The sequence below is a fragment of the Streptomyces sp. NPDC107528 genome, from assembly GCF_055639295.1.
The window spans coordinates 609209-627063 of sequence record NZ_JBVKAV010000003.1 but is presented as its reverse complement, the minus strand read 5'-3'; the positions used below and the strand labels follow the sequence as shown (position 1 = coordinate 627063).

Genomic DNA, 17855 nt, shown 5'->3' with positions numbered 1-17855 from the left:
GGACCGCCCTTTCACGAGGTTCACGGCGAGCGCCGGGCCGAGGCGCGCAGACCGTGGTACCAGCCGAGCACCCGCCGCTCGACCAACTGGAAGACGACCGACAGCACGAAGCCGAGCAGGCCGAGCACGAGAATGCCGGTCCACATGTCCGGGATCGCGAAACCGCGCTGGAACTGGACGATGGTGAAGCCGAGCCCGTTGCTGGCGGCGAACATCTCGCTGATCACCATGAGGATGATGCCGATGGACAGAGCCTGGCGCAGGCCCGCGAAGATCTGCGGGCTCGCCGAGCGCAGGACAACCTTCCGCAGCCGCGCCACGCCCGTGATGCCGTACGACCGTGCCGTCTCCGCCAGCACCGGGTCCACCGCCCGCACGCCCTCGACCGTGTTGAGCAGGACCGGCCACACGCAGCCGCTCGCGATCACCGTGACCTTCATGGTGTCGCCGATGCCCGCGAACAGCATGATGACCGGCACCAGCACCGGCGGCGGCACCGCCCGCAGGAACTCCAGGACCGGCTCGCACACCGCACGCACCCGCCGGTAGGAGCCGATGACGGTACCGAGGGCCACGCCCACCACGGCCGCCAACGCGTAGCCGCCCGTCAGCCGCAGCACGCTGGGCAGGACGTCCGCACGCAGCCGCTGGGCCGTCCATACGTCCGGGAAGGCCTCCAGGATCGTCCGCAGGGGCGGCCAGTACACGTCCGTGCTGCCGGCCGAGGCCACCCACCAGACCGTGACCAGCACCGCCGGCAGCGCGCACACGATCACCAGCCGCAGCAGCACGCGCGTCACACCGCCACCTCCCCGCGCACCGACTGATGCCACGCCAGCGCACGCCGCTCCACCGTCCGCGCGCCCACATTGATCAGCAGCCCGAGCAGCCCGGTCACCACGATCAGCGCATACATCTCGGGCACGGCCTGCGAGGCCTGCGCCACTCCGATGAGCTTGCCCAACCCCGGGGCTCCGATGATGAGTTCGGCGGTGATGGCGAGGATCAGCGCGACGGCCGCCGCCAGCCGCACACCGGTCATAACGTACGGCAGCGCGGTCGGCCACAGCACATGCCGGACCCGCGCCCAGGTGCCGAGGCCGTACGACCGCGCCGTCTCGTCGGCGACGGGGTCGACGTCCTGGACGCCGTACAGCACCTGGATCAGCACCTGCCAGAACGAGGCGTAGACGACGAGCAGGAGCACCGAGCGCAGTTCGGTGCCGTACAGCAGTACCGCGAGCGGGATCAGGGCGACCGACGGGATCGGGCGCAGGAACTCGATCGTGGAGGACGTCACCTCACGCAGATACGGCACGACCGAGACGACCACGCCCACCACGATGCCCGCGCAGGACGCGATCGCCAGGCCCAGCGCCCAGCCGGTGAGCGTGTCGCCGAGGGCGCTCCAGAAGACCGAGTCGGTGACCTCGTCCGCGAGCGCCCTCGCGATGCGGCTGGTCGGCGGGAAGTAGGCCTCCTTGACCAGACCGAGCCGTGGCACCGCCTCGCCCAGGGCGAGGAAGGCCGAGAGGCCTGCCGCACCGAGTGCGACGTTCACGCCCTTCACGGCAGCAGGGCATCCAGGTCGGGCGTCTCCTTGAAGAGGCCGTCCTCCTCGCCGAGCTTCATGAGGGCCTCGATGGAGGAACGGTTCGGCTCGGCCGGCCACTTCGGGAGGACGACCTGCTCCAGCACCGCCGCCGGGATCTTGGTGTACGTCGTGACGATCTGCCGGGCCTCGTCCGGGTGGGCCTCGGCGTAGGCGAGGGACTCGGCGGTGGCCTCCTGGAACTTCTTCACCACGTCCGGGTTCTGCTGCGCGTACTGCGTGGAGGTGAAGTACATCGCGACGGTGAGTTCCGGCGCGACGTCGATCAACGGCGAGGCGATCTCGCGGCCACCCTGGCTCCTGATGGTGGCGGTCGCCGGCTCGACCACGCACGCGGCGTCGATCTGGCCCTGGTCGAGGGCGGCGGGCATCTGGTCGAATGCCATCTCGACGAGCTTGACCTTGTCGGGGTCGCCGCCCGCCTCGCGCACCGCCTGCCGCACCGCGGTCTCGTTGATGTTCTTCAGGGTGTTGATGGCGACCTTCTTGCCCTCCAGCTCCTTCGCCGACTTGACGGGGCTGTCCTTCTTGATCATGAGGCCGTTGAAGTCCTTGCCCCGCACGCCGGTCGACGCGATGCCGTTGGCGACGGCCTTCACGGGGACACCGTTGGTCTGCGCGACCATCAGCGACGTCACGTTGCTGAACCCGAACTGGAACTGCCCGCTGACCACGCCGGGCACGATCGCCGCGCCGCCCTGAGCGGTCGTGAACTCCAGCTTGAGGCCGTGCTTTTCGAACAGCCCCTTCTGCTGGCCGAGATACAGCGGCGCGACATCGACGATCGGGATGACTCCGAGCTTGACGGTGGTGACTCCGCCGGACGACGCGCCCGCGTCCGGCGAGCCGTCGTCGGACGAGCCACAGGCCGTCGCGACGAGCAGCAGGGCGCCGGCGGTGAGACCGGCCGACAGACGACGCATGGCTCCTCCTGTACAGACAACGGTGCAGCGGTGTTCCGACAGGTTGTGCGCAAGGCGCACAGTAGTGCGCGGGAATGCCCTGCGGGAAGGTAGAAGTCTCAACGGAGACAGGGCAATTGGCCGGCCGGAGCGGGACGGGTCGGGACGGGGCGGGTCGGCACCGGTGTGTGTCGCCGACAACATTGTTGACACTATTGGAGGTGGCGATGCTTCCGGCAGACCGCGCACCACACTTCGTGAAGTCCTTCGAGCGCGGCCTCGCCGTCATCCGCTGCTTCGACGCCGACCATCCCGCCCGCACGCTCAGCGAGGTCGCCCACACCTGCGACCTGACCCGTGCCGCCGCCCGCCGGCTGCTGCTGACCCTCGCCGACCTCGGCTACGTCCACCAGGACGGCCGGCTCTTCCGCCTCACCCCGCGCGTGCTGGAACTCGGCTACTCCTACCTCTCCAGCTACACCCTGCCCCAGATCGCCGAACCGCATCTCGAGCAACTCGTCGCGCAGGTACGGGAGTCGTCGTCCCTGTGCGTCCTCGACGGCGACGACATCGTGTACGTGGTGCGAGTGCCGACCCGTCGCATCATGACGGCGTCGATCACGGTCGGTACGCGCTTCCCGGCGTACGTGACGTCCGTGGGCCGGGTGATCCTCGCTCATCTGCCGGACGAAGAGGTGGAACGCAGGTTGGAGCACGCCGAGTTGAAGCCCCTCACCGCCCGCACGATCACCTCGCCTCGCGCCCTGCGCGCGGAACTGGGCCGCGTGCGCCGGCAGGGCTACGCCGTCGTCGACCAGGAGCTGGAGGAGGGCCTCAGGTCGGTCGCCGCCCCGGTGCGGGACCGGGACGGCGAGGTGGTCGCGGCCGTCAACATCGCCGTGCACGCCGGGCGCAACTCGGCCGACTCCGTGCGCAGCGACCTGCTGCCGCACTTGCTGGCGACCGTCGCCGGGATCGAGGGCGACCTCACCATCACAAGTCCAGGACGAGCCGCTTCCCCCGGCAGCGGGACACACAGATCATCATCGTCTCGCCGCTCTCCTGCTCCTCCCGCGTGAGCACGGAGTCCAGATGTTCGGGAGTTCCGTCGAGGACGTCGGTCTCACAGGTGCCGCAGGTGCCCTCCGTGCAGGAGAACAGCACCTCGATGCCGGCGGCGCGCACGGTGTCGAGGACGGAGACGCCCGGCGCGACGGTGAGCGTCAGGCCGCTCTGGGCCAGCTCGACGTCGAACTCCCCGTCCTCGCCGGCCGGTTGCTCCTTCGCCTGGAACCTTTCGACACGCAGCACCTCCGACCGGCACCGCGCCTCGACGGCGTCCAGCAGGGGGCCGGGGCCGCAGCAGTAGACGAGGGTGCCGGTCGGGAGGTCGTCGAGCACCGAGGCCAGGTCCAGCAGCCCGGACTCGTCCTGCGGAGCGACGGTCACCCGCTCGCCGTACGGCCCCAACTCCTCGGCGAACGCCATGGATTGACGGGTCCGCCCGCCGTACAGCAAAATCCACGCGGCACCCGCCGCCTCCGCCGCGGCCACCATGGGCAGGATCGGGGTGATGCCGATGCCGCCGGCGACGAAGACGTAGCGGGAAGCGGGCTCCAGCCGGAAGTGATTGCGCGGCCCGCGCACCCGTACCTTGCGGCCCTGGCCCACCTGCTCGTGCACATGGGCGGATCCGCCGCGCCCGTCCGGCTCCCGCAGCACGGCGATCCGCCAGGCGGTGCGATCGGCCGGGTCGCCGCACAGCGAGTACTGGCGCTCCAGCTCCGGCCCGAGCAAGACGTCGATGTGCGCGCCGGGTTCCCACGCGGGGAGCTGCTCGCCCAGCGGGTGGCGCAGCGTGAGGGCGAGGACGCCGTCGGCCGCGAACTCCCTGCGGGTGACGACGAGTTCGGATTCGTACACGTCGTTCATGAACTGGTTCCTCGCGGCTCGTGTCCGTCGTCTCCCTCGTGTCCCTGGAGCCGGTGCCCCCGGGGGTGGGCGAGCATCCACTCCCACATCTCCACCGGGTCCTGCGCGGTGTGCTCGCGTCCGCAGTGACAGGTGCCGTGCAGGACGTCGGTGCCCGGCAGCCAGTCGATGCGGTAGATCTCGCCGGTGGGGCTGCTCACTGGACCTTCTCCGTCTCCATCGGCCTCGCGCCCTCCTCGACCAGCCGGGCGAGGATACGGCGGGCCGCCAGGCCGCCGGTGTCGATGTTGATGCTCAGCTCCTGGTAGCCGTGGCGCTCGGTGCCGAGGGTCTGCTGGAGCAGGTTGAGGGCGGTGACGTCCTGCATGACGACCGTGTGGTTGTTGCCGCGCAGGAACTCGGTGACCTCGGCGTCGTCCGTTGCCCAGTCCCGCGAGACCGCCCAGAAGTCGTACACCTTGCCGTCGCCGGACGGCGTGATGGCGTACGTGATCTCGGTGTGGAAGCCGTCCGGGTCGCTGCCGTCCGCCTCGGGCAGCACGCCGACCGGGGCGATACGGCTGTGCAGCAGATACAGGCACGGGGCGTGGTACTCGATGTCCTGCCAGCGCGTGATCCTGCCCTCCATGCCGGTCGACCTGGCGTAGAACGGCGGGCACTCGGCGTCGTCCATGTGCCGGCTGACCCGGACGATGCCGGCGCCCTCGTCGACCTCGGTGGAGATCGGGGTCTCGGCGACTTCGGGGGTGCCGATGTAGCCGCCGTGGAGATAGGTCTCGTGGGAGAGGTCGAGAAGGTTGTCGACCAGCAGGCCGTAGTCACAGTCGATCGGCTCCATGCCGCGCACGGTGACCCAGCCGGGGGAGTCGAGGTGCCCGGCCCGCGGGATGCTCTGCGGGTCGGCGAGCGCCGGGTCACCGATCCACACCCAGATCAGGGAGTCCTGCTCGACGACCGGGTACGAGGCGACACGCGCGGTGCGCGGAACGCGTTTCTGTCCCGGCACATACACACACGTACCGGTGGTGTCGTACGTGAACCCGTGGTACCCGCACACGATCCGGTCACCGTCGAGCCGGGTCGGCGCCTCGGACAGCGGGTAGCGGCGGTGCACGCAGCGGTCGTGCAGGACGACCGGCGTCCCGTCCTCCTCCGTGCGGTAGAGCACGAGGGTTTCTCCGAGGACGGTCCGACCGAGCAGCTCGCGTCCGACCTCATGGCTGTATGCGGCGACGTACCACTGGTTCCTGGCGAAGGCGGTGGTGTGAGGCATGGGGTTCCCGTCCCTGTCGGCGGGGCTTCGTCGCCCCGCGTGCCGTGGTTGGCATCAGGGTCGTGACGGCCGCGCCCGCCGCGCAAGGCGACTTCTGCCAGACGGAAGGGCAGCCCCTACTCAAGGCTGAGCTGACGCAGATTGGTCCTGGTGAGCTCAAGGACCTCGTCACCGCGTCCGGAGAGGACGGTGCGGGTGGCGAACAGCGTGAAGCCTTTGATCTGCTCAAGCGTGAGTTTGGGAGGCAGCGAGAGCTCCTGGCGCTCGGTGTGCACGTCGACCAGTGCGGGCCCGTCGTGTGCGAAGGCCTCCCGCAACGCGTCCTCCAACTCGTCCGCGCGCCGGACGCGGGACGCGTGCAGGCCGGCTGCGCGGGCCAGGGCGCTGAAATCAGGATTCTCCAGACCGGTGCCGTAGGTGACGACGCCCGCGGCCTTCATCTCCAACTCGACGAAACCCAGGGCCGAGTTGTTGAAGACGACGACCTTCACCGGGAGGTACAGCTGCCGCAGTGTGCTCAGCTCGCCGAGCAGCATCGCGAGGCCACCGTCACCCGAGAGCGCGATCACCTGGCGGCCCGGATGGCTGGCCTGAATCCCGATCGCGTGGGGCAGAGCGTTGGCCATCGAACCGTGGTTGAAGGAGCCGATGAGCCGCCGAGCCCCGTTCATGCGCAGGTAGCGCGCCGCCCATACGGTGGGTGTGCCGACGTCGGCGGTGAAGGCCGCGTCGCCGGCTGCCAGGCGGTCGACGGTGGCGGCGACGTACTGCGGGTGCAGCGGGGAGTCGGTGGGCTTGGCCTCGCCCAGCCGGTCCAGACGCGAGCGCACCCGCTGATAGTGGTGGGTCATCGTGTTCAGGAAGCTGTCGTCGCCTCGGCGTTCGAGGAGCGGAAGCAGCGCCTGGGCGGTGTCCTTGACGGTGCCGACCAGGGGTACCTCCACCGGCGTACGACGGCCGATGTGCTCGCCGCGCACGTCGACCTGCACGACGGACGCCTTGCGCGGGTAGAACGAGCGGTAGGGGAAGTCGGTGCCCAGCATCAGCAGCGCGTCGCAGTGCTCCATCGCCCGGTAGCCCGAGCTGTAGCCGATCAACCCGGTCAGTCCCACGTCGTAAGGGTTGTCGTACTCCAGGAACTCCTTGCCCCGCAGCGAGTGCACCATGGGTGCCTTCAGCGCCTCGGCCAGTGCCACGGTCTCGTCGTGCGCCCCCTGGCAGCCGGCCCCGGCCAGGATCGTCACCCGGTCGGCCGCGTTGAGGACCTGCGCCGCACGGGCCAGCGAGGCGTCGTCCGGCCGGATGTGGGACGACGTCTTGAGCACCGGGTGCTGAGCGGGCCTGTCGGGCGCCGGCGCCAGGAACAGTTCTCCGGGGACGACCAGCACCGCCACTCCGCTGCGTTCGAGGGCGGTGCGGACAGCCGTCGCCAGGAGCCAGGGCACCTGCTCCGGAATGCTCGCCAGTTCGCAGTACACGCTGCATTCGCGGAACAGCAGCTGCGGATGCGTCTCTTGGAAGTACTCGCTGCCGATCTGCTCCTGGGGAATCTGCGCGGCCACCGCGAGCACCGGCACCCGGCTGCGCTGCGCGTCGAACAGCCCGTTGATCAGGTGCAGGTTGCCCGGCCCGCAACTGCCGGCCGCGACCGCGAGCCGTCCGGTCACGCCTGCCTCGGCAGCGGCGGCGAAGGCGGCGGCCTCTTCGTGCCGGACATGCCCCCACGCGATGGTGCCGTCACGGCGCAGCGCGTCGGTGAAGCCGTTGAGGGAGTCGCCGGGCAGACCGTACACCCGGCGCACGCCTGACGCCTTGAGCGTGGAGACGATGAGGTCAGCAACAGTGTCGGCCACGATGTGACGCCCTCCTGCCCCGGGTTGCGCTGGGCGTTGGGCCGAGGAGCCGGTTGAACACACTCACCGTCACCAGCGCGTAGGCGAGGTGGGGAACGATGTCGGCAGCCCAGTCGGCTGCGGCCCAGGTCCGGGGGTCGGTCACCCCCAGTACGGTCATGGGCCCGTTGGTGGCCACCAAAGCCCCCACCACGGCCACCGCGTACTGGGCGCTCGGAGCAGGACGCCACCCGGCTGCATGCGCCAGCCCCAGCACCACGCCCATACCGGTCCCGGCGGCCAGGCCGGTCAGGGCGCCGAGAGCCGTAATGCGGTTCTCCTGGGCCGCACCCTCGCCGGGGATGCGCAGGTGAAGCTTCTCCGCCAGCTTGCGCACGGTTGTCTCGGGTGTGGAGCTTGCCGCCCGGCCCCGCACGACCATGTCGCCGTAGCTGACCACGTTGAGCGCAGTCGTACCCGCGGCCCCGGCGGCGGCTCCGTAGAGCAGTGGGCCTGTGGCACGCACCATGGCAGTCCTCCTCCCGCCTGTTCGGGAGCCGGGCACGCCGGACCGCCCCGCAGCCCGCGGAACGCAGGGGGACCCGCTGACCCGCTCCCTACCTCCACCATGCGCCACCTCCGCCTCCCACGCCACGGGACGACGAGCTCGGGCAGGGGCGGTTTCAGGGGGCGGGCCTCGGGTCGATCCACAACGCTTCGGAGACGGCGCACAGTTCGCCCCCGGCCGTCGCGAGTGCCACGCCCATGGTGTGCTTGCGTCCGGACTCCGACCGCAGCCACGCGTACGAGATGTACGGCTCACCGACGGCGACCGGCCGCAGAATCGTGCCCGTGAGCGAGGCGGTGACCGCTCCCGGGCGCAGCGTGCCGAGGAAGCGGCCCGCCCAGTGTCCCGGGCAGTCCAGGGCGCCCCAGACCAGCGGGGCCGGGAGCCGGCCGTCCGGGCCGGCGAAGGCCGGTGACGGGGTCCAGGCGGAGGCCACCAGGCCGAGCTCCGGCACCGGCGTGCCGTGCACCCGCAGACCGCGGTCGACGGTACGCAGGCCGCAGCCGAAGCAGTCGACCACACCCGCCGGCGGCGCCGCCCGGAACCTCTCGGCCGCGGCGGCCGACTCGTCCCAGGTGGGCGCAGCAGGCGCGTCGACCGGCAGCTCGGCGGGGCGTGCCGCGGCGAGGGGGCGGTCGGCCTCACCCAACTCCACGCCACCGTCCGCCGTCTCGGCGATCCGCACGGGCACCTCGACCGGCACCGGCCCACGGAAGTCCACGCGAACCGTCCGTGCCCCGGACCGCTCCGCCAGCACACCGGCGACGTAGCCGCCGAAGGCCACCTCGGGGTAGCCGATGTACAGCCCGGGCACCACGATCGCGTCACTCGTCGTCATGATCCCCACCTCACCACAAGTTCTTCGCCGCCAGGGCGAGCCCCTCCGTCCGGGTATACGCCGCGTGGCTCAGCGCTCCAGAGGCTTGTGGGCCGTCTCCGGAAGGCGCAGGTACACGAGCGACGAGCCGAGGCACAGCGCGGCGACGTACCAGGGGAACAGGTCCGCGTGACCCAGCTCCTTGAACAGCGTGCCGACGTACGGCGCCGTACCGCCGAACATCGCGACCGTCAGTGAGTACGGGAACCCGATGCCCGCCGCCCGCACCCGGGGCGGAAACACCTCGGCGTTCACGGCCGCGCTGATCGACGTGAACCCGGTCAGCAGGACCATGCCCGCGCACTGCACGAGCAGCAGAACCGCGAACGAGTCGCGCAGGGCGTGCAGCAGCGGGACGGTGAGGAGGGCGAAGCCCAGGCCGAAGAAGAGGAGGAGGGGGCGGCGGCCGAAGCGGTCGGAGAGGAGACCGCCGAGGGGCTGGAGCAGGGCGAAGAAGGCGAGCGAGATCGTGCCCGCGAGCAGCGCGTCGGATTTCTCGATGCCCGCGTTGAGTTCGGCGTACGTCGGCAGGTACGAGGTCCATGTGTAGTACGCGATCGTGCCGCCCGCGGTGATCCCGCAGATCAGCAGGGACTGGCGGGGGTGGCGGCGCAGCGCCTCGAACAGGCCGGGGCGCGGGGCCTGTCGCTGCTCGGCGCTCCGCGTCTCCTGGGCGCCCTGCCGGATCCAGAAGCCGACCAGGCTGAGTACGGCACCGAGGACGAACGGCACCCGCCAGCCCCAGCCGTTCATCTGCCCGTCGCTCAGCGTGGCCACGAGCAGCGTCGCGATGCCGGAGGCGACCAGCTGGCCGACCGTCGTCGACACGTACTGGAAGCTGGAGAACAGCCCGCGGCGGCCCGGTCCCGCCGACTCCACCAGGAAGGTCGTCGACGCCGCGAACTCGCCGCCCACGGAGAGGCCTTGGAGGAGGCGGGCGAGGACCAGGATCACCGGAGCGAGGACGCCTGCGGTCCCGTAGGTCGGGGTCAGGCCGACCAGCAGGCTGCTGCCGCCCATCAGGAGGATGGTGGCCGTCAGCGCGGCGCGCCGCCCGCGGCGGTCGGCGATCGCGCCCATCACCAGCCCGCCCACCGGCCGCATGAAGAAGCCCACGGCGAAGACCGCGAATGTCGAGAGCAGCGGCACGAGGGAGTTGTCGGCACTCTTGGGGAAGACCTCGGCCGCGATGTAGGTGGCGAGGAACGTGTAGGCGTACCAGTCGTACCACTCCACGGCGTTGCCGACGGAGGCGGCGAGGAGCTGGCGTACGGGCCGTTTCGTCGGCGGGGAAACCGTGCGCGTCGTCTCTGTCATGATCGCGACCATCCCCGCGTCCCGATCCCGGCACACCTCACGTACCGACGACTTTCACACAAGCGCCACCGGACCCTTCCCTGACGTTTGGTGCTCCTGGAACACTCCTTCCGCGCGCATTCCGTCACATGCCGTCCGGTCACATCACCCCCTATGGGAAGAGGTCCCTCACTCATGCCCGAAGTCAATCGCCGCCGATTCCTTCAAGTCGCGGGCGCGACCACGGCGTTCACTGCTCTGTCGAGCAGCATCCAGCGGGCCGCCGCCCTCCCGGCGAACCACCGAACGGGGTCGATGGAGGACGTCGAGCACATCGTCGTCCTGATGCAGGAGAACCGTTCCTTCGACCACTACTTCGGCAAGCTGCGCGGCGTCCGCGGCTTCGGCGACCCGCGCCCGGTGGCGCAGGACGGCGGCAAGTCGATCTGGCACCAGTCGAACGGCACCAAGGACGTCCTGCCGTTCCACCCGGACGCCGACGACCTCGGGATGCAGTTCCTGGAGGGCCTGCCGCACGGCTGGAACGACGGTCAGCAGGCGTACAACGGCGGAAAGTACGACAAGTGGGTCCCCGCCAAGGGCACCACGACCATGGCGTACCTGAACCGCGAGGACATCCCCTTCCACTACGCCCTCGCCGACGCCTTCACCATCTGCGACGCCTACCACTGCTCGTTCATCGGCTCCACCGACCCGAACCGCTACTACATGTGGTCGGGCTACACGGGCAACGACGGCACCGGCGGCGGCCCGGTCCTCGGCAACGACGAACTCGGCTACGGCTGGACCACGTACCCCGAGCGCCTGGAGCAGGCGGGCGTCTCCTGGAAGATCTACCAGGACATCGGCGACGGCCTGGACGCGGCCGGCTCCTGGGGCTGGATCGAGGACGCGTACCGCGGCAACTACGGCGACAACTCGCTGCTGTACTTCAACAAGTACCGCAACGCCAAGCCCGGCGACCCCTGGTTCGACAAGGCCCGCACCGGCACCGACGTCAAGAGCGGCGACGGCTACTTCGACCAGCTGGAGGCCGACGTCAAGGCCGGCAAGCTGCCGCAGATCTCCTGGATCGCCGCCCCCGAGGCCTTCACCGAGCACTCCAACTGGCCCTCGAACTACGGCGCCTGGTACATCGCCCAGGTCCTGGACGCCCTCACCTCCAACCCGGAGGTCTGGTCGAAGACGGCCCTGTTCATCACCTTCGACGAGAACGACGGCTTCTTCGACCACGTGGTGCCGCCGCTCCCCCCGAAGGACGCCTCCAAGGGCAAGTCCACCGTCGACGTCTCGCTCGACCTCTACAAGGGCGACAGCAAGCGTCCGGCAGGTCCCTACGGCCTCGGACCGCGAGTGCCGATGCTGGTCGTCTCGCCGTGGAGCAAGGGCGGTTACGTCTGCTCCGAGACCCTCGACCACACCTCGATCCTGCAGTTCATGGAGCGCCGCTTCGGCGTCAAGGAGACCAACATCTCCCCCTGGCGCCGGGCCATCTGCGGCGACCTGACCTCGGCCTTCGACTTCTCCTGCAAGGACAGCCGCCCGGCCGCGCTGCCCGAGACGGACGAGTACGAGCCGCCGGACCGCGAGCGGCACCCCGACTACAAGCCGACGCCGCCGGCCGACCCCGCCATGCCGAAGCAGGAGCGCGGTCTGCGTCGGGCCCGTCCGCTCAAGTACGCCCCGCACGTGGACGGTTCCGTGGACGCGGCGGCCGGCAAGTTCACGCTGTCCTTCGCCTCCGGGGCCAAGGCCGGTGCCGCCTTCCACATCACCTCGGGCAACCGCACCGACGGCCCCTGGATGTACACCACCGAGGCCGGCAAGAGCATCGCGGACACCTGGAACTCGGCGTACTCGAACGGCTCGTACGACCTGACCGTCCACGGCCCCAACGGATTCGTGCGCTACTTCAAGGGCTCGAACAAGACGGCCGGTCCCGAGGTCACCGCCCGCCACAAGGGCGACGACATCGAGCTGACCTTCACCAACAAGGGCACGGCGAGCGTTCGCCTGAAGATCGCCAACGGGTACGGCGGTCGCCCCGCGACGGTGACGGTGCGGCCCGGCGGCACCGTGCGCCGCACGGTCGACCTGCAGGGGAGCCGGCGCTGGTACGACCTGACCGTCACCACCGACGCCGACCCGAGGTTCCTGCGGCGCTTCGCCGGGCACGTCGAGAACGGGCGGCCGGGCGTGAGTGACCCGGCGACCATCACGGACTAGTCCGGATCGCAGCTCTGCTCAGTGCGCTGTGAGGTGCCCCGGCTCCGGTTGCCGGGGCACCAACGCCGGTGCCGGGGCAGGCGACTCGGGCGCCGGCGCCCGTGCCGCCGACCTCTCGGCCTCCAGGGCCAGTACGGCGGCGACGGGGTGGTCGTCGTCCGTGGCGGGGGCGGGCGTGGCAGGTGCCGGGGAGGAGGCGGGATCGGGCGTCGCCCGGCTGAGCAGTACCACGCCCCAGGACGCAAGGCCCGCCCCGGCCAGCGCGAGCAGGATGCCCGCCGCGCCGCCCTGCAGGCGTTCGCCGAGCAGGACCAGCCCGATGACCGCGGCCGCCATGGGGTTGGCCAGCGTCACCACCGCGAGCGGGGCGCCGAGGCCGCCGCGGTAGGCGGTCTGCGACAGCAGCAGCCCGCTCGCCGCAAGGGCCGCGACCAGCAACGCCACCCCGACCACCTGAAGACTGAGCAGCGGGGCCGAGTGGTCCGCCGCGGCCACCGTCACCGTCTGCGTGAGCGCCGAGGCCACTCCGGAGGCGAATCCGGACGCGGTCGCGTGCCGCAGTCCCGGCCGGGCGCCCGGCCGTGACAGCATGCCGATCAGCGCCACCGTCACCGCCGCGACCGCCACCGCCTCGGACGTGCTCAGCACGTCGTCGGGCGCGGGCCCGGACGCCGTGACGAGGATCGCGCCCAGCCCGGCGAGCGTCAGCGCCGTACCGCGCCACTCGACCGCGCTGACCCGCCGCCCGGCGAGGCGCGCACCCAGCGGCACCGCGGCCACGAGGGTGAGCGCGCCCAGCGGCTGCACCAGGGTCAGCGGACCGTACTTGAGGGCCACGACGTGCAGCAGCGCGCCGGAGCCGTTGAGCAGGACCGATCCCCACCAGGCGCCGGAGCCCAGCAGCCGCAGCAGGCCGGAACCCGCGGCGCGGGAAGCCAGCCGCTCCTGGGCCACGGCCGCGGCGGCGTAGGCGACGGCGGAGAACAGCGACAGGACGACGGCGAGGACGGTGGCGTTCATCGGCCCGCCCCCACGAGTACGGCTTCGTCGTCGGCGGATTCCTCACTGCGGGGCGCCGGTACGAGCCTGTCGGCGCCGCGTCCGGCCGTCGTCGCCGTGCGCTGCGGAAGGTGAACAACGGCGAGGGCTGTGCCGAGCATGGCAGCGGCCACGATCGCGTCGAGCCAGTAGTGGTTCGCCGTGCCCACGATCACCAGCAGCGTCACCAGCGGGTGCAGCAGCCACAGCCACCGCCACCGCCACCGGGTCGCCACGATCAGACCGATCGCCACCATCAGCGCCCAGCCGAAGTGCAGCGACGGCATCGCCGCGAACTGGTTCGAGAGGTGGTCGGTCTCGGGCGGGCCGTACACGGAGGGGCCGTACACCTGCCCGGTGTCGAGCAGGCCGGCCGCGGCGAGCATGCGGGGCGGGGCGAGCGGGAACGTCAGGTGCACCAGCAGGGCGGCGGCGGTGACGACGGCGAGGACGCGGCGGGACCGCACGTAGTGCGCGGGGCGCCGCAGGTAGAGCCAGATCAGGAAGGCCGCGGTGGCCGGGAAGTGGACGGTCGCGTAATAGGTGTTCGCGATGTGTATGAGCGTGTCGCCGTGCAGCAGCAGGTTCTGCACCGAGCCCTCGCCGGGCAGGTGGGCGGCTCGTTCCAGGTCCCACACGCGGTCGGCGTTGTGGAAGGCCTCGCCGGTGTGGCCCGTGGCGAGCTGCCGGCCCCACTTGTAGACGAGGAAGAGCCCTGCGACGAGCAGGAGCTCCCGGACGAGCGGAGGCCGCGCTGTCGCGTCGGTCTCCGCCCGGGCAGGCTCGGTGCGGGCATTCATTCCCCCGGCCCTTTCGCTGACGGTGGGTGGTGCTGGGTGGTGCTGGGTGGTGCGCAGTGGTGCTTGGTGGCGCTGGCTGAGCTGTCGGGCTCATGACTCCACGAGCTCGGCGAACTCATCGGTACGGCGGCGTACCGATACGCCAATGTACCGAAACGCAGCTGTACCGATACGCCACTGTACCGATACGGGCCCGTTCCGGTACAGTGGCGTATCGATAGACGTGCGACACACTGGAAACGCGGCCTCCGTCACCCCACGGGGTCGCCCCACCGGAGCGAGGAGAAGAGCCATGACGTCGCAGGCCGCGGACGGACCGGAGACGGTCGCCGCCTCGCGCCGCTCCAAGATCACGCCCGAGCGTGAGCGGGAGTTCTTCGACGCCGTGCTCGAACAGATCCGCGCCTGCGGCTACGACGCCGTCACCATGGAGGGCGTCGCCGCAAGCACGCGGTGCAGCAAGTCCACGCTCTACCGGCAGTGGGGGACCAAGCCCCAGTTCGTGGCGGCGGCCCTGCGGTCCAGCCGGCTCACGCGCTTCGACGGCATCGACACCGGCACGCTCGCCGACGACCTGCGCGAGGCCGCGCGGGCCGCGGGGGCGTGGTCGGCCAAGGACACGCGACTGTTCCAGGCGCTCGGGCACGCGGTGATGGAGGATCCGGAACTCAAGTGCGCCCTGCGTGAGGCGCTCATCGACCCCGAGATCGAGGCGTTGCGGCAGATCCTGAGGCGTGGGGTCCAGCGCGGGGAGGTCGCCGCCGACCATCCGGCGCTGGAGTACGTCCCCGCGCAGATCTTCGGCGTGCTGCGGGCGCGCCCCGTGCTGGAGGGCGAGGACGCCGACCCCGACTACCTCGTCCGTTTCGTGGAGGCCGCCGTGCTGCCGGCACTCGGCCTCACCTGAGACTCAGGCCGCCGTCCACGGGATGACTGGACGGTGACCTGTTCGCGCCGCACCGTGGGGACGGGGGCGGCGCGCACCCCCCGGCCGGGTGGGGTTCCCCTTGAGCGGAGGGGCGCCCCACCCGGCCGCTTTGTGTGCGGGGCGCGGTCGGGTGGGCGTCAGACGTCCTGGCCGTTGCCGCCGCCGGTGGACACCTTGATGCCCTTGGCGATCTCGTCGATCAGTGACTGCTTCTCACCGACGTCGACGCCGATGCGGACCACGACCATCTGCTGCGCCCTCACGGGCGACGGGAAGGCGAGCGACTCGACGTAGCCGTCGGCTCCCTTGCTCGTGATCGCCTTCCAGCGGACCAGGTAGCCCTTCTGTCCGGCCACGGTCACCGCCTTGGAGGCCAGCACCTCGTGCGAGGTGATCTCTCCGTAGCCCTTGCCGTACGACTCCTTGGCGTTCGCCTCGATGTCCGCCTTGGCGACCTCCTCGGCCGTGTCGCCCTTGGTGCCGTGCGCGAGGGCGGGAGCGGAGTACGCGCCTCCCTTCTGGCAGCTCTGGGAGGTGTCGGCGGGGCACTTGTACGTCTCGTCCGAGGCGACGTTCGCGCCCCAGCCGCTCTCCTGTCCGTACCAGCCGTCCGGGATGGGGATGCTGATCCCGTTCACGGCGTCGGTCACCGCCCCGCTGTCCACCTTTGGTGGCCCGGACTCGTCGGGTCCGGGCGACTCACCGCCGGAACCGCCGTCGCCGCCACCCGAACCGCCGTTGCCGCCGCCGGAGTCGCCGAAGGGGCCGCCCTGACCGCCGCCGGGCCCGCCCTGTCCGCCCGAGCCCTGCTGCGGGGAGTTGGCGCTGCCGCCGCCCGAGCCGTCGTTGGCGGTCAGCGCGTACACGCCGACACCGATGCTCGCGAGGACCACAGCGGCCACTCCCACGGCTATCCCGGTACGCAGCCGCCGCCGCCCGCCCGACTGCACCTGGCCGGGATAGCCCGGATGTGCCGGATACGCCGGATAAGCGCCCTCGGCCGAGAGCTGCTCCGGAGGACCCCATACGTCGGCCGACCCCGCGGGCCGGACCTGGTCCGTCCATGCCTTGCCGTCCCACCAGCGCTCGGTGGGCGGACCGTCACTTTGCCGGCCGGGGTCGGGGTACCAGCCGGGAGGAGTCACCTGCGTCATGAGCCCACCGTATGAGGTGTCGGTGAAAGCCGGATGAGAGGATCCGGCCCCGGGGTGCTCGGATTTCGGCCCGAATCAGTCCAGGACCAGCCGTACCGGCCGCTCCTTCGCGGGCGGCGGAAGCCGCAGTCCGTCCCGGCCCGGGGTGATCGAGCCGAGCACGCGCGCGTGCCGGGCGCCGGTGGCGGACGGCACGGTGCCGGGCAGTCCGTGCACGGTCAGGAAGCCCAGCACGGCGAAGGCGTACGCCTCCTTCGCGGCCGACGGCAGCCCCAACTCGTCCGACGTGCCCAGCGCCACCCCTGGCAGCCGCTGCCCGAGCATCCTCATCAGTACGGGATTGCGCGTCCCGCCGCCCGAGGCGATCACCTCCGTCGCACCCATCGCGCGCACGGCGTCGGCGACCGTCCGTGCCGTGAGCATGGTCAGCGTGGCGACGACGTCCTCGGCGGGCAGCGTCCCGAAACCGGCCAGCGCGTCCCGCAGATGGCCGAGGTGGAACAGCTCCTTGCCGGTCGTCTTGGGCGCGGGCAGCGCGTAGTACGGCTCCTCCAGCAGCCTCAGCAGCAGCGGCTCATGGACGCTGCCGCGACCGGCCAGCGCCCCGTCCACGTCGTACGCCAGCCGTCCGCCGCTGAACCCCCGTGCCGCGGCGTCGATCAGCGCGCAGCCCGGCCCGGTGTCGAAGGCGGTGCCGTCGGGCGCGGTGAGGTTGGCGATCCCGCCGACGTTGAGGGCGACGGGCGTGCCGGGCCGCCCGCGCAGCCACAGCAGGTCGACCAGGCTGACCAGCGGCGCGCCCTGTCCTCCTGCCGCGATGTCACGGGGCCGGAAGTCGGCGACCACGGGCAGCCCGGTCGCCTCGGCGATCCACGCGGGCTGCCCGAGCTGCAGCGTGCCGTGCACCTGTCCGTCCTCGGCCCAGTGGTACACGGTCTGCCCGTGCGAGGCGACCAACTCGGCCCGCCCATCGCACAGTTCATGATCCGCCCGCACCGCGGCCGCGGCGAAGGCCTGCCCGATCCGCGTATCCAGCCGACACACGTCCGCCATCGAGGCCACCCCCGGAGGCAGCACCTCCGCAAGAGCCTCCCGCAACGCCTCGTCATAGCCCTCGCTCACCAGCCCCCGCGCCTTGAGCACCAGGCTGTCGCCGACGAGGTTCAGGTCGGCGGCTGCGGCGTCGATGGCGTCGTGGGACGTGCCCGACATGAGGCCGATCACCCGCATTCGATCAGCTCGCCTTCCGGTTCCGCTTCGATGTCTTGGCCGGCGTGCGGTGTCCGCCGGGCAGGCGGTCGCGCAGTTCGCTGTCCGTCCGGAGAGGTGCTGCCGCGGGTGCGTGGCGCGACGCTTCGGCATGAGCCATGTTCACCAGCCCTCGCGCCTGCCGATC

The 17855-nt window shown here is 71.1% G+C and carries 17 protein-coding genes; 3 read left to right on the top strand and 14 right to left on the bottom strand.

The window, feature by feature from the left end; all coding sequences use genetic code 11:
- Window positions 1–20: 20 nt before the first annotated feature.
- The 3 genes from ACZ7L5_RS12670 to ACZ7L5_RS12660 are packed head-to-tail and all read right to left on the bottom strand — an operon-like array spanning window position 21 to window position 2535.
- The gene (locus tag ACZ7L5_RS12670) at window positions 21–800 is read right to left on the bottom strand and encodes an ABC transporter permease (RefSeq protein ID WP_471516593.1); all 780 of its coding nucleotides are present in this window, start codon (window positions 798–800) and stop codon (window positions 21–23) included.
- Complete coding sequence (locus tag ACZ7L5_RS12665; protein WP_471516592.1) at window positions 797–1570, bottom strand: ABC transporter permease; 774 nt, start codon at window positions 1568–1570, stop codon at window positions 797–799. The genes ACZ7L5_RS12670 and ACZ7L5_RS12665 overlap by 4 nt, the downstream gene beginning before the upstream one ends.
- The gene (locus ACZ7L5_RS12660; RefSeq protein WP_471516591.1) at window positions 1567–2535 is read right to left on the bottom strand and encodes an ABC transporter substrate-binding protein; all 969 of its coding nucleotides are present in this window, start codon (window positions 2533–2535) and stop codon (window positions 1567–1569) included. The genes ACZ7L5_RS12665 and ACZ7L5_RS12660 overlap by 4 nt, the downstream gene beginning before the upstream one ends.
- Window positions 2536–2741: 206 nt before the next feature.
- On the opposite strand from ACZ7L5_RS12660, the gene ACZ7L5_RS12655 reads away from it, so the two are divergent.
- A complete protein-coding gene (locus tag ACZ7L5_RS12655) occupies window positions 2742–3593 on the top strand; it encodes an IclR family transcriptional regulator domain-containing protein (protein WP_471516754.1) in 852 nt (283 codons plus the stop codon).
- Here the strand turns inward: ACZ7L5_RS12655 and ACZ7L5_RS12650 are convergent.
- The 7 genes from ACZ7L5_RS12650 to ACZ7L5_RS12620 form a co-directional block, all read right to left on the bottom strand.
- Window positions 3508–4446: a PDR/VanB family oxidoreductase gene (locus ACZ7L5_RS12650; RefSeq protein WP_471516590.1), complete on the bottom strand. Its 939-nt coding sequence runs from the start codon at window positions 4444–4446 to the stop codon at window positions 3508–3510. The genes ACZ7L5_RS12655 and ACZ7L5_RS12650 overlap by 86 nt on opposite strands.
- Window positions 4443–4646 carry a hypothetical protein gene (locus tag ACZ7L5_RS12645; protein WP_471516589.1) on the bottom strand — a complete coding sequence of 68 codons (204 nt, stop codon included), beginning with the start codon at window positions 4644–4646 and terminating at the stop codon, window positions 4443–4445. Before ACZ7L5_RS12645 ends, ACZ7L5_RS12650 begins: the two co-directional genes overlap by 4 nt.
- Complete coding sequence (locus ACZ7L5_RS12640) at window positions 4643–5719, bottom strand: aromatic ring-hydroxylating dioxygenase subunit alpha (RefSeq protein WP_471516588.1); 1077 nt, start codon at window positions 5717–5719, stop codon at window positions 4643–4645. The genes ACZ7L5_RS12645 and ACZ7L5_RS12640 overlap by 4 nt, the downstream gene beginning before the upstream one ends.
- Before the next feature lie 116 nt (window positions 5720–5835).
- Window positions 5836–7575, bottom strand: a complete 1740-nt coding sequence (gene poxB / locus ACZ7L5_RS12635; protein WP_471516753.1) for a ubiquinone-dependent pyruvate dehydrogenase — start codon at window positions 7573–7575, stop codon at window positions 5836–5838.
- Window positions 7553–8080, bottom strand: coding sequence for a hypothetical protein (locus ACZ7L5_RS12630; protein WP_471516587.1), 528 nt, complete (start codon window positions 8078–8080; stop codon window positions 7553–7555). The genes poxB and ACZ7L5_RS12630 overlap by 23 nt, the downstream gene beginning before the upstream one ends.
- 154 nt (window positions 8081–8234) lie before the next feature.
- Complete coding sequence (locus tag ACZ7L5_RS12625; RefSeq protein WP_471516586.1) at window positions 8235–8957, bottom strand: hypothetical protein; 723 nt, start codon at window positions 8955–8957, stop codon at window positions 8235–8237.
- Window positions 8958–9026: 69 nt separating this feature from the next.
- On the bottom strand, window positions 9027–10325 hold the full coding sequence (locus ACZ7L5_RS12620) for an MFS transporter (RefSeq protein WP_471516585.1): 1299 nt from the start codon (window positions 10323–10325) through the stop codon (window positions 9027–9029).
- Window positions 10326–10487: 162 nt separating this feature from the next.
- Between ACZ7L5_RS12620 and ACZ7L5_RS12615 the strand changes: the two genes are divergently transcribed.
- Window positions 10488–12539, top strand: coding sequence for a phosphocholine-specific phospholipase C (locus ACZ7L5_RS12615; protein WP_471516584.1), 2052 nt, complete (start codon window positions 10488–10490; stop codon window positions 12537–12539).
- A gap of 18 nt (window positions 12540–12557) precedes the next feature.
- Here ACZ7L5_RS12615 and ACZ7L5_RS12610 read toward each other — a convergent pair whose 3' ends face one another.
- Together ACZ7L5_RS12610 and ACZ7L5_RS12605 are read right to left on the bottom strand one after the other, a co-directional pair.
- A complete protein-coding gene (locus tag ACZ7L5_RS12610) occupies window positions 12558–13559 on the bottom strand; it encodes a DMT family transporter (RefSeq protein WP_471516583.1) in 1002 nt (333 codons plus the stop codon).
- Complete coding sequence (locus tag ACZ7L5_RS12605; RefSeq protein ID WP_471516582.1) at window positions 13556–14377, bottom strand: phosphatase PAP2 family protein; 822 nt, start codon at window positions 14375–14377, stop codon at window positions 13556–13558. Before ACZ7L5_RS12605 ends, ACZ7L5_RS12610 begins: the two co-directional genes overlap by 4 nt.
- A 292-nt stretch (window positions 14378–14669) precedes the next feature.
- On the opposite strand from ACZ7L5_RS12605, the gene ACZ7L5_RS12600 reads away from it, so the two are divergent.
- Window positions 14670–15284, top strand: a complete 615-nt coding sequence (locus ACZ7L5_RS12600) for a TetR/AcrR family transcriptional regulator (RefSeq protein ID WP_362381875.1) — start codon at window positions 14670–14672, stop codon at window positions 15282–15284.
- 158 nt (window positions 15285–15442) lie between these two features.
- Here the strand turns inward: ACZ7L5_RS12600 and ACZ7L5_RS12595 are convergent, their stop codons facing one another.
- Together ACZ7L5_RS12595 and ACZ7L5_RS12590 are read right to left on the bottom strand one after the other, a co-directional pair.
- Window positions 15443–16459 carry a DUF2510 domain-containing protein gene (locus ACZ7L5_RS12595; RefSeq protein ID WP_471516581.1) on the bottom strand — a complete coding sequence of 339 codons (1017 nt, stop codon included), beginning with the start codon at window positions 16457–16459 and terminating at the stop codon, window positions 15443–15445.
- Window positions 16460–16534: 75 nt separating this feature from the next.
- Complete coding sequence (locus ACZ7L5_RS12590; RefSeq protein ID WP_471516580.1) at window positions 16535–17689, bottom strand: anhydro-N-acetylmuramic acid kinase; 1155 nt, start codon at window positions 17687–17689, stop codon at window positions 16535–16537.
- Window positions 17690–17855 lie beyond the last annotated feature (166 nt).